At 26.1% G+C, this 12,211-nt stretch carries 14 protein-coding genes; 2 read left to right on the top strand and 12 right to left on the bottom strand.

Translation table 11 applies throughout. The features are described from left to right. Positions 1 to 4: 4 nt before the first annotated feature. From H8923_RS07605 to larE, 4 genes are all read right to left on the bottom strand, one after another. Entirely contained in the window at positions 5 to 628 is a 624-nt protein-coding gene (locus tag H8923_RS07605; protein ID WP_153926171.1) for an HD domain-containing protein, read from the bottom strand. A gap of 166 nt (positions 629 to 794) precedes the next feature. Further along, positions 795 to 1,580 (bottom strand): hypothetical protein, encoded by a 786-nt coding sequence (locus H8923_RS07600; protein WP_153926170.1) that lies wholly within the window; start codon positions 1,578 to 1,580, stop codon positions 795 to 797. A gap of 75 nt (positions 1,581 to 1,655) precedes the next feature. Continuing rightward, positions 1,656 to 2,804, bottom strand: coding sequence for a THUMP domain-containing class I SAM-dependent RNA methyltransferase (locus H8923_RS07595; protein ID WP_153926169.1), 1,149 nt, complete (start codon positions 2,802 to 2,804; stop codon positions 1,656 to 1,658). A 17-nt stretch (positions 2,805 to 2,821) separates the two neighbouring features. Then, positions 2,822 to 3,622 carry an ATP-dependent sacrificial sulfur transferase LarE gene (larE, locus tag H8923_RS07590; RefSeq protein ID WP_153926168.1) on the bottom strand — a complete coding sequence of 267 codons (801 nt, stop codon included), beginning with the start codon at positions 3,620 to 3,622 and terminating at the stop codon, positions 2,822 to 2,824. Positions 3,623 to 3,823: 201 nt separating this feature from the next. On the opposite strand from larE, the gene H8923_RS07585 reads away from it, so the two are divergent. After that, a complete protein-coding gene (locus H8923_RS07585; protein WP_153926167.1) occupies positions 3,824 to 4,057 on the top strand; it encodes a hypothetical protein in 234 nt (77 codons plus the stop codon). An 89-nt stretch (positions 4,058 to 4,146) separates the two neighbouring features. On the opposite strand, the gene H8923_RS07580 is transcribed toward H8923_RS07585, so the two are convergent. The 6 genes from H8923_RS07580 to H8923_RS07555 all read right to left on the bottom strand — a co-directional run bounded on the left by H8923_RS07580 (position 4,147) and on the right by H8923_RS07555 (position 8,338). Further along, a complete protein-coding gene (locus H8923_RS07580) occupies positions 4,147 to 4,797 on the bottom strand; it encodes an ABC-2 transporter permease (protein ID WP_153926166.1) in 651 nt (216 codons plus the stop codon). Positions 4,798 to 4,799: 2 nt separating this feature from the next. Next, positions 4,800 to 5,654, bottom strand: coding sequence for an ABC transporter ATP-binding protein (locus H8923_RS07575; protein WP_153926165.1), 855 nt, complete (start codon positions 5,652 to 5,654; stop codon positions 4,800 to 4,802). A 1-nt stretch (position 5,655) separates the two neighbouring features. Then, complete coding sequence (locus tag H8923_RS07570) at positions 5,656 to 6,030, bottom strand: GntR family transcriptional regulator (protein WP_153926164.1); 375 nt, start codon at positions 6,028 to 6,030, stop codon at positions 5,656 to 5,658. A gap of 233 nt (positions 6,031 to 6,263) precedes the next feature. Next, positions 6,264 to 6,881 (bottom strand): hypothetical protein, encoded by a 618-nt coding sequence (locus H8923_RS07565; protein ID WP_153926163.1) that lies wholly within the window; start codon positions 6,879 to 6,881, stop codon positions 6,264 to 6,266. Position 6,882: 1 nt separating this feature from the next. Continuing rightward, positions 6,883 to 7,557 carry a hypothetical protein gene (locus H8923_RS07560; RefSeq protein ID WP_153926162.1) on the bottom strand — a complete coding sequence of 225 codons (675 nt, stop codon included), beginning with the start codon at positions 7,555 to 7,557 and terminating at the stop codon, positions 6,883 to 6,885. A gap of 109 nt (positions 7,558 to 7,666) precedes the next feature. Then, a complete protein-coding gene (locus H8923_RS07555) occupies positions 7,667 to 8,338 on the bottom strand; it encodes a PspA/IM30 family protein (RefSeq protein WP_153926161.1) in 672 nt (223 codons plus the stop codon). Between the two features lie 201 nt (positions 8,339 to 8,539). Between H8923_RS07555 and H8923_RS07550 the strand changes: the two genes are divergently transcribed. Then, complete coding sequence (locus H8923_RS07550; RefSeq protein ID WP_153926160.1) at positions 8,540 to 9,061, top strand: 2'-5' RNA ligase family protein; 522 nt, start codon at positions 8,540 to 8,542, stop codon at positions 9,059 to 9,061. Between the two features lie 193 nt (positions 9,062 to 9,254). Here H8923_RS07550 and H8923_RS07545 read toward each other — a convergent pair whose 3' ends face one another. Then, positions 9,255 to 11,594, bottom strand: a complete 2,340-nt coding sequence (locus H8923_RS07545) for an ATP-dependent DNA helicase (RefSeq protein ID WP_153926159.1) — start codon at positions 11,592 to 11,594, stop codon at positions 9,255 to 9,257. Position 11,595: 1 nt separating this feature from the next. Beyond that, positions 11,596 to 12,066 (bottom strand): methylated-DNA--[protein]-cysteine S-methyltransferase, encoded by a 471-nt coding sequence (locus tag H8923_RS07540; protein WP_153926158.1) that lies wholly within the window; start codon positions 12,064 to 12,066, stop codon positions 11,596 to 11,598. Positions 12,067 to 12,211: the final 145 nt, after the last annotated feature.

Genomic DNA, 12,211 nt, shown 5'->3' with positions numbered 1-12,211 from the left:
CCTCCTAATCTGAAACTTTCTTACAGTAATTCCTAAAATTTTCTATTCTATCACATTCTTCTTTAATTTTAGCTTCATTTAATCCACCTCTTCCAAGTCTATCACATTTTGATAAAAGTGCAACTTCCTCATAATCGCACTCTTTCAACATATTTGATGGATCAAAGAAAGGTAAGTTTTTATCAAAAAATAATGGTTGCATATGATATCTTACTAATTTACTTACTTTTGTTTTAAATTTTTCATCTTTACCTAATTTATCAAGTATATCATATGCTATTTTTTCTCCTTCAACATCATGGTTATAAGATGTCAATCTTCCTTTTCTTAATCTTGTTGTTGTTAATTTACCCATATCATGCAAAAGTGCTGCCCACATAAATGCTTCTTTATCTTTAGAGAGTTCTTTATTTTTAGCTGCTTCATCAACAACTAATAAAACATGATTTAAAACATTTCCTTCTGGATGATACTTTTTGTTCTGATCTATTAGTGATAATTTCTTTATTAAATTAAAGGGATCTTCTTCTAATTTTCCTTCTTTTATTAAAGCTAATATTTCTTTTGATGGATTTTTACTTTCAAGTAAAATTTCATTAATTTTATAATAATTGTCTTTTGTTGTCATATAATTCACCCTTTCCTTATATTATCATAAAATTTACTTTATGTATTCTTTTAAATAAAAAAATAAAAGCTTAGCATTTTAACTAAGCTCTTATTTCTATTTTAACACTATATAAATCATTTATTTATTTTAACCAAAATAAATTTATAAGCATTAATAAAATCTTCTATTTTTTAGGAAAATTTTCTTTAGACCATACTATATTTTCAACTTTTCTGCCATCAGTTTTTACTTCTTCAACTACTTCAATTTCTTGTGCTTTATCTAAATTGTCTCCATCTACTCCTCTAAAACTTCCTAAATCATTTTCTTCTCCTATTGGTTCTAATATATCTTCATTTTCTTCTATTATATTTTGTTTAACTTCTAAGGAATCTTCATTGTTTGGTTTATATGATTTTTTTATTCTTCTTTTATGACTGTGATTATTTGCATGTGATTTTTTATGAGTCTTAGTGTTTTTGTTTTCTTTTTCACTATTATCTACTTTGTGTTCAACTTTATCTTCAACTATATTATCTAATTCGTTGTCTATTGATTCATTTTTAGGATGAGCTTTTTTTGTATTTTTATGATGAGTTTTTTTAGGGCTATTTTCTTTTGAATCAGTTTGTTTACTGCTAGTTTTTTTGTTTAAAGATGATTTTTTATTTTTAGATCCTTTAGTATTTTCTATTGAGTTGTCTGTATCATCTTCTTTTTTACTTTTACTTTTTTTCATAGGTTTCTTTTTATTACCTAATCCTAAATTAAACGGACTATTTTTCTTTGCATTAGGCTTAGCTTCTTCTAAACCAAATTCTTCTTTTTTATCATCTGGAACTAAGTCATTTAATATTACCTCATTAAAATCCTCTTCGTAATTAGATTTGTTATCTACATTTTTATCAGCTTGGTTAGAGTGTTTTTTTCTACTACTTCTTTTATGATTATTATTTTTCATTCTAAGCAATTAATACACCCCCTTGAAATACTCTTTATAACATTTATATTCTTACAAGGGGGAAATTATTTTTATTATTTTTAATTAATCATTTTTTCTTGGTGGTCTTGGTCCTGGATATTGATATAAGTTAGTTTTTAACATACCATTATATAACTTTCTTTTTCTTTCAGCATCTTTACCAAACTCTCTTTCAAAATCTTCAAAAGATGTTATTAAGTAGTAAGACCAATTCTTAAGTTTTCTAAAAGTGTATCCAAGTTCTTTGTAAAGCATTTTTACACTATCAGCATCTTCTAATCTTTCTCCATAAGGTGGATTTGTAATAATGAATCCATATTCTTCATCACTTCTAAAATCTACTGCATTGGCTACATTGAATTCTATATAATCTTCTACTCCTGCAAGTTCTGCATTTTCACGTGCTATATTTATAGCTTCTTCATCTATATCATAACCATATATCTTAAATTGTGTATTTTCATCAATTTTATCATAAGCTTCTTTTCTTATATCCCACCATATTTTTTTATCCATAGTTCTCCACTTTTCAGAGATAAACTCACGGTTAAGACCTGGCGCCATATTTATTCCCATCATAGCTGCTTCTATTAATAAAGTACCAGAACCACACATAGGATCTACTAAAGTTCTGCCTGGTCTCCATGGAGTAAGATACATTATAGCGGCTGCCAAAGTTTCTCTTATTGGAGCTTTATTAGCCTTTTCTCTATACCCTCTTTTATGAAGTGCATCTCCTGTTGTATCTATAGATAATACTACCTTATCTTTATGGATAAATACATAGATAGGATATTTTTCTTTATCTTCTTTTAATAATCCATCTTCTAAGTAGCTTTTCTTTAAACTTTCAACTATAGCTTTTTTTACTATTGATTGTATATGTGGTGTTGAGTGTAGCTTTGACTTTATTGATGAAGCCTTTGCTATTGGAAACTGTGCTCCATAAGGTATATATTTTGCCCAGTTTATTCTTTTCGTACCTTCAAATAATTCATCGAAAGTTTTAGCTTCAAATTCAGCTATTTTTAAGTGAACTCTCTCAGCACATCTTAGCCACATATTAGCTCTTGCTATACCATATTCATCAGTTTTATATGTAACTCTTCCATTTTCTGTTTTAATTATTTCAAATCCTAAATCTTTTATTTCTCTCGCAAGCATTTTTTCTACTCCGAAGAAACAAGGTGACATTAATGTATACGTCTTCATTTTTTCCTCCTAATTGTTTATGTGAGATTAGTACTGCCCATCTTATAACCGCCCATATCTAAAGTCACATATTTAAATCCAAATTCTTTAAGTTTATTATTTGTTTTGTCTAGTAAATCATTAGTAAAAAACTTATGTATTTCATCTTTTCCAACTTCAATTCTAGCAATATCTTCATGAAGCCTTACTCTAAATTGATTAAATCCTAACTCTACTAAGTATTCTTCACTTTTTTCTATCATTCTAAGCTTTTCATTTGTAATTTTTGTTCCACAAGGTATTCTTGTTGCAAGACATGCAAATGCAGGCTTATTAAATGTTTTAAGATTCATTTCTTTAGATAAAGCTCTTATATCATTTTTTGTAAAACCACACTCCTTAAGTGGACTCACTACATTTAATTCTTCTATAGCCTTAAGACCTGGTCTATAATCACCAAGATCATCTAAGTTAGTTCCATCAACTACATATTTAATATTATTTTCTTTAGCTATTTCTTTTACTTTAGAAAATACTACTTTCTTGCAGTAATAACATCTTTTAGGCCCATTTTCTATAAATTCTTTAACATCAAAATCATCTATATCAACTACAATATGCTTAGTATTAAATGTTTTTGCATACTCTATAGCTTCTTCAATTTCTCTTTTTGAATGCATCATTGCATGTAAAGTTACTGCGACTACATTTTCTCCTAATGTCTCACTAGCAACCTTTAGTAAAAAATTACTGTCAACTCCTCCAGAATAAGCAACTGCTACACTACCTAATTCTCTAAGCATATTTTTTAATTTAACTAATTTTTCACTAAGTTCCATAATATCCCCCCACCTTCATAGTAAACTTATTATATAAAATATAACTACATAAATCAAACTAATTTATTATAAAAGTAAAGTTTTTAGATAAAATATCGTTATTTTGTTTGATACTAATAATTAAATGGTATAAGTAAGTTTATAATTTGATATATTCTAAATTTTATTGTAGTATATGATTATTAAAAGGGGGATCAGGCAATGAAAATACACCATAGAATACTAAATAATTTAATTAAAAATAATAACGGGATGAAATTAATACTTAGAGATGACTCTAGTACATTAGACATTTACATAAGTAATAACCTAGTTTTAACTTTAAAATTAGAAAATGGAGATATTGAAAGTAATAGTGAGTTTATTTACAATTCAATAATAAACTTAGAAAATGTTAATATGTATATTCCAAAAATTTATATAAAAGAAGATTAATACATAATAAGAAATATTAAAAATAAAATATATAAACAACAAAAAGTTGAACTAATATATAGTTCAACTTTTTTACTAATAGTTAATAGTTACAATACCTGTTTATTTTTATATATATTTTGAGAAATAATATATGATATAGTTAGAACAATTATGCTCAATACTAAAAATATAGTTTCAATTCCAATTTCATTAATTTTAGATAAGAAAATCATAGCATCTTTTTCTTCGACCATTGCACTTATTAATGATGCTGGGGCCATGACTATAGATAATCCTACAACAGTTATAAATACTCTTCCTTTAACAATACCAAATTTTAATATCGAAGGTATAAGCACTGAAACTAAAACAATTGATGAAGCTATACCTATAATTAGCATTGTCTTAAAGTCTATTATATCATATGACTTACTTGAGAAACTTAGCACGAGTCTATATGTGATAGTAAATATTAATATAGATATAATTATACTTGTTAGTCCAAAAATATATCTAGATGTAATATACTCTTTCTTTTTAACTGGCAATGTTGAAATTAAATAATCTATTCCATAACTTTCTTCATATGCTATAACTTGATAGGTCATTTGATATACTATAATTCCAATAAGCATATTTAAAAATATAGGATTTATAACAGACCCAGCTATAAATAGAGTTATCGATATTAATAATATACTTTTTACTGCATTCAAATTTGAATAACTCATTTTTACTAAATTTATAATATTTTTCAATTTTATTTCCCCCTTGTATAGAAAGTTAATATATCTTCAAGATTTGGTTTATCATAAACTACCTCTTCACCAAATATTTCATAAGCTTCTTTTTTATTTCTTACTAATCCCTCAAATCCAAAGCTATTTTCAGATACTGATATGAAAATTTCTTTAGTTTCATTATTTAACAGCTCTTTTTTGCCTCTCACTATACTGTGTTCTTCTAATATAGAGTACTTATCACCTTCTAGTATTATTTTTCCTTTGTATATAAAAACTAAATAGTCTCCAACTTTATCTAAATCTGAAGTTATATGTGTAGAGTAAAATACACTTGCATTATCAACTTCAATTCTCTCTTGTAATATTTCTAAAAATTCATTTCTCACTAATGGATCTAAATTTGCAGTAGGTTCATCCATAATAATTACTTTAGGGTGATGAGAAAGTACAATTGCTAGTTCAAATTGTTTTTTCTGACCTTTAGATAATTCCTTATATGTTTTCTTTTCATCTAATTTAAATTTATTGATATACTTTTTGTATAATTCTTCGTCCCAGTTTTTATAAAATCTAGATATATTCTTTTTTATTATAGATATCTTAGCATCATGTAAGTATCCACTGTAGTCCCCAACGTAACCTATCTGTTCTTTAATAGACAGATCACATTCTTTATATTCTTTTCCTAATATTTTAATAGTCCCATTATCCTTTTTAAGCATATTCATTATTAGCTTTATAGTTGTTGTTTTTCCTGAACCATTAGGACCTATAAATCCGGTTACATAACCTTCTTTTATATCTAACTCTTTTATATTTAAAGAAAAGTCTTTAAAATCTTTACTAAGATTTTTAATTTTGATTGCACTCATATTATACCTCCTCATATAAACTCTTAAATATCTCTAAACCTTCTTCTAATGTCATACCAACAGATTTTGCCTGCCTTATAATCTCCTCTAGTTTACTTTCTACTTCGTACATTGCTACTTCTTTTAGCCTTTCTTTGTTTTGACTAGCTACAAAGCTCCCTTTTCCAGTTACGGTTTCAAGATATCCATCTTTCTCTAAGTCTTCATATGCTCTTTTAATTGTAATAATACTTACCTTTAATTCCTTTGCTAAGGACCTTATAGAAGGTAGCCCATCGCCGGCTTTCAGTTGACCATTTAATATTTGTGCTTTTATTTGACTTTGTATCTGTTCATATAATGGCACTGATGATGAATTACTTATATTAATATTCAAATTTAATCTCCTTTCTTAAATTGTATATAGGTGTATATACCTGTATCTATATCATATATACAATCATATACACCTATATACAGTTTTGCAACCATAAAAATATTTTTTTGATTATATATAAAAAAATAACATTCATTTACTACTAAAAACCTAATAATAAAAGATGGATTATATCTTTTTAATTTAATAAAAAAGTGTGTATCAAATATATATTGATACACACCTAATTACTTTTAATCTCTTTTATTTTTAATCATATCTATTACTATATATGCTACTACTACCACCGTAATAATAATTACTATATTTGTAATCCATGAACTAATATGTCCACCATATCCAATGGTTCTAAATGGATTAAAGTATCCTCCGAAGAATCCTCCTCCTGAACTTGAACCGCCACTATAACTTCCACCACCTGAACCATACTCCTTATAACTACCAGATCCCTGTGAATTATTACTTTCACCTGAACTATTATTAGGCTTAGTTGTAAAACTACCTGAATCAGGTCTTATAGTACTAGAATTACCATTAGAGCCACTTCCACTATTCGGACTAGTAGAAAAGCTGCCTGAATCAGGCTTTATTGTTGTTGAGTTATTTTTTTTATTGCTACTACCCCCAGAATTAAAACTTCCAGAGCTAGGAAGTTTGCTGCTATTTGATTTATAGCTTTTAGGCCTTGAACTTTTGCTGCTAGAACGTGATGATGAGCTAATCGTGTAAGTTTTTATACTGTTTAGTTCATCTGCATAACTAACTACCTCACTTAATGCAAAACTAATTGAAACAAATAATAAGGTAAATATAGTTAAGAAACTTATAAGCTTCTTTTTATTATTTCTCATCTTATACCCTTAACCCCATTTCTATAAACTTATTATTTATTCTTATTAACTCATATTGCGTATCATCTGTAATAACAGAATCATATCTTTCTTCACCTTTAAATTTAGAGTATTTTAAAATATGTTGATTATCATAATCTTTACTATCAATTAAATAAACATATCTTGAATAATTTCCATCTTTGTCTTTTTCTATTAAATAAGCTTTTACATCAAAAATAATTTCTTTATTACCGTTATATAAAGTTACTTTATCATTGCAATTTGTAAGTAATGAGTCTGTTTTATTGCAATCAAGTACATATTCTTTTTCTCTGCAGTTAAAACATTGATCCATAGGACACTTACTTACGCAATTTCTACACTTACATAAACTACATTTATCCAGCTTCTCTAAATTTATTACTTTATCTTTACTTAAATAATTATCTATTTTAGAATTTAAATTCATATCTTTATTAAGTAATTTGGCAAATAATCCTTTTTTTACTTTACTATCTCTTTCTAATTTATCTAAAAAACTCATGTAGTCTTTTAAAGTATCCACCTTAGTTATAAAGCTTCTTTTCTTTAACTCATCTTCATCTAACATCTGCTTTAAATCATCAGATGCAAATACTAAATCTGTGTAGACTTTATTATATTTATTTTTTTCTTCTTCAATTCTTGTGCTCATCTAAGGCCCCCTCAAAACAACTTATTCTAATTAAAGGTAGACAGTATTTAACCATCTACCTTCACTTATTATTTATTAATATTCAATATTTATTATATTGTATTGAAATTTATTTTTCCATTTCTTTTTTTATTCTTTCTAACTCGTCACTTACTTTTGAATCAACAGCTGGTGAACTACTTATATATTCATCTAACATAGCATCTTCATCCTTAGGTTTTAAATCCTCTAATGCTTTTCCATAACTTTCTTTTTGTGAAACTTTCTTTTCTAGTTCATCTAGGTTTATTCCGTGATCATCATTAAGTCCTGCTAAAGTTTCATTTATTTCATTACTTATTTCAGCAACATCAAGTCTAGTAGCTAACTCTTGTTTTTTAGATTTCATTTTAGATATTTCTATCTCTAATTCTTGTATTCTATTTTTAATTAACTGAATTTTTTCATCTTGCTCTTTTATTCTAGCGTCCGTTTGAGATATTTTCTCTTCTATTTCAATTTTTTGCTTAACAAAACTTTGAGCTTTTTCAGTATCTTCTTTTAATATAGCTGCTTTTGTAGCTTCTTCATACTTACTAGCTTTTTCTATTAATTCTACTTTATCTTTTCTTATATTATCTACTGTTGCAATAAAGTTTGCACATTGTTTTTTAGCATCTATTAATAATTTTTCTTTCTTTCCTATAGACAATTCTAATAGTTCAATTGGATCTTCGTGTTTTTCTAGTGCCTTATTTGCTTTTGCACTTACTACGTTTTTTAATCTTTTAAAGAAACTCATTGTAATCTCTCCATTTCATTTTTAAAATTAGCTTCCAAAATATTGTAATATCTATATACTACATAAATATATACTACCATAAATAATTTTAATTTAGAATAGTTTAATAGTTACTATTTTGTTTCTATATATAATATATAACTTTAAATTTGTATATATTAATATTATATTATTTATATGAAATTATAGGAGGTTATACATTTGAGATACGTTATAGTTAGTATAGTTAAAAATAAAGCTGGTGAATTTAATAATAATTTAAGAAAAGATATTTTTGAAAAATTCAAGGCTAAATCATCAAAATTACCTGCCCACTTTACAATCAAATCTCCTTTTGAATCAGAAGATATAAGCGATTTAGAAAATGTTTTAAGTAAATTTGTAGCCAATCACTCAAGTGAACCTTATAAAATTAAAGGATATAGTAGGTTTGATAATAGAGTGATTTTTATGAATGTAATTATGAGCCAAGGTGGAAAAAGAATGCACGATGAGCTTATTGATTCTTTAAATAAAATACCTTATATAAATTTTGATTCTAAAGATGGTAAAAATAAAATTTTTCATGTAACTATAAGTAGTAAAAAGATACAAAATATATTTCCTATATTATGGGACTATGTAAATCAATTCCCTTGTGATTTCGATTGTATTTTTGATAATATTTGTATATATAAATGGGAAAATAATACTTGGATTTTACATAATGAATATATTTTATAATACTTAATAGTTTGTTAATATTCTAAATGAATTGTTTGTTTATTATTTTATATATTAAGTTTCGTTTAGAATATTAATTTGTTTTAAATATTATTATTCCTACTAGGAATAATAATATTTTTATAAAACTGATAACTAGTTATTTTTCCATTTAATTATTAAGAAATAACTAATTATCAGCTATTTATATTTTTCATCTACTCCAAAATTCTTTACATAGTCCTTTTACATCCTCACTATTTCTTACTTTTGAATTCGTATAATACCATTCATAAGGAAATAAACTTTTATATCTATTCTGAGAATATCTACTGTCTAAAATTAGTATAACACCTCTATCTTCATCTGTTCTTATACATCTACCTACAGCTTGAAGAACCTTTATCATCCCTGGATATACATAAGCATAGTCAAATCCTTTATTATCTTTGTTATAATACTCTTTAATAACATCTCTATCTACACCTATCTGTGGCATTCCTACACCTATTACTATTACACCAATGAGCTTGTCCTTAGTTAAATCTATTCCTTCAGAAAAATGTCCACCAAGTACACAAAAGCCAACATGAGTTTCTTTATTGTTTTCATCAAACATTGATAAGAAATATTCCTTAGCTTCTTCACTCATATTACTTTCTTGAATGGATACCTTTATTCTAGGATATTTTTCTTTCATTTTCTCATATATTAGTTCCATATATTTATAAGAAGGGAAAAATACCATGTAATTTCCAATCTTACCCTCAGTACATGCCGATATATAATTACATATTTCCTCACTAGTTTCACTTCTTTTTGAATATGTTGTTGATATATTATCTCCAATCATTATAAGCCTATTATTATTGTCAAAAGGACTTTTTAGATTAATAACAAAATCTTCTTTCTCTGACCCATACATGTCCATAAAGTATTCCATTGGTATAATAGTTGCAGAAAAAATTATTGTTGATTTCGATTTTTTCATCTTTTCTTGTATGACCTTAGAAGGATTTACACAATACATCTTAATAGTTATTCCAGAAAATCCTTGAGTATATATAGTAGTGTAATTCTCATCATAAATATCTTCTATTGAAATATACCTACGACATTCAAAGTAAAGATCAAGAAGTTCTTTATTATCCTCTATACTTCTAGATAAATATTCATCAGTATATTTTATAAATAATTTTAGAATTTCGCTTAATTCTAATGGTAATTTATCATCTACTAAATAAGTTTCATTTAATTTATTTAGGCTTTCATATTTTGCATTAAAAACTTTCTCTATTTCTTTAATTATTGATGTTAGTGTCTTATCTTTATTACTTATAAGCTTTCTGATTTGCATAAATTTTTCTTGGCTAAGTGTAGCTGAGTACATCTCTCTTGCTCTGTCAACTAAATTGTGAGCTTCATCAATAAGAAAAGTAAAGTCTGTCTTACTTACTTCAAAGAATCTTTTTAAATATACCCTAGGATCAAATACATAGTTGTAGTCACATATTATTACATCACTAAACATTGTTAAGTCTAAAGACAATTCAAATGGACATAAGTTATATTCTTCACTTATTTGATCAATATTGTATCTATTATAATCATCATACTTTAATATAATATCTTTTAAAGCTTTATTTATTCTATCATAATATCCTTTTGCATAAGGACAGTAGTCCGGATTGCAGTTAACTTCATCCATCTTGCACATCTTTTCTTTTGCTGTTATAGTAACTGATTTTATAGACAAATTTTGTTTTCTCATAAAACTTATACTATCTTGTGCTACTTCTCTAGTTATTGTTTTTGCTGTTAAATAAAATATTTTCGAAGTATGTTCTTCACCCATAGCTTTAATAGCTGGGAATAATGTAGAAATTGTTTTTCCCGTTCCTGTTGGTGCTTGTGCAAAGCATTTTTTACTATCCGTTATACTTTTGTAAACTCTTACTGCAAACTCTCTTTGACCTGGCCTGTAATTACTATGAGGAAATTTAAGATTCTTAATAGATGAATTTCTTTTATCAATCCAATCACTTTCTATATTTGCCCAACTTTTATATTCATATAATAAATCAAAGAAGAAACCTTCTAGCTCTTTTAGTAGATATTTTTTTCTAAATATTCTTGTATTCTTACTTTCAATATTATAATAAGTTATTTGTATATCAATATTTTCTAATTTATTTTGTATTGAATATATATATCCATAACATATACCTTGAGCCCAGTGAAGTGGATTTGTATCTTCATCTATTAATAATAATTCCTTTGTTGTAGTCTTTATTTCATCTATAATAATATTTTCATTTTCAATTAATATACCATCTATTCTACCTTCCACAATAAAAGTTAAGCCATCATAATCAAATTCATGTTTAATAGGTACTTCAGCACTATAGTTGCTACCATATGATTTTTGTACTATTTGGTGACCTTTTATTCCTTCAATGGCTTTAACCGATCCTACGTACCTATTATCTATGTTCCCTTGTCTTAAAATAAATTCTATTAAATTTCTTATAGATATTTTTATTTTCTTTTTCATATTATAAGTTTTCTTTTTCTAAATTTAGTAAAAATTCTTTTACTTCTAATCCACCTGCATATCCTACAAGTTTATTATTGCTACCTATTACACGATGACAAGGAATAATAATAGGTATAGGATTTGTATTATTTGCCATTCCAACAGCTCTACATGCTTTCGGATTATTAATACTAATTGCAACTTCCTTGTATGAACTTGTATGACCATAAGGTATGTTTTTAAGGCTATTCCAAACATTTTTTTTAAACTCAGTTCCTATAAGTTTTAATGGTAAATTAAAATCTTTTCTGTTTCCATTTAAATATTGATTTAATTGACTACTTGCTTCTTTTATAATTTCACTTTCAAATATCTCATAATCTTCTTTTTTTATTTTTCCATTTTCAAAATATATTTTAATTATATAACCATCATCTTCTGCTATTCCAATTTTTCCAATTTTTGTATCATAAAAATATAAGTATTTCATTCACTAGATCTCCTTGTATAAAACTTTACTTAAAGTTCTGTTTATCATAATTAACATTATATACAATTATACTAAAAAATACATAAAATCCGATTATATTGATCTACTGTACTGGTGAATCATTTCAAATTTAGTAATTGTAACA

Source organism: Romboutsia faecis (assembly GCF_014323405.1).
GTDB lineage: Bacteria > Bacillota > Clostridia > Peptostreptococcales > Peptostreptococcaceae > Romboutsia_E > Romboutsia_E faecis.
The sequence above is the reverse complement of the archived record's forward strand: the minus strand, read 5'-3'. Positions and strand labels throughout refer to the sequence as shown.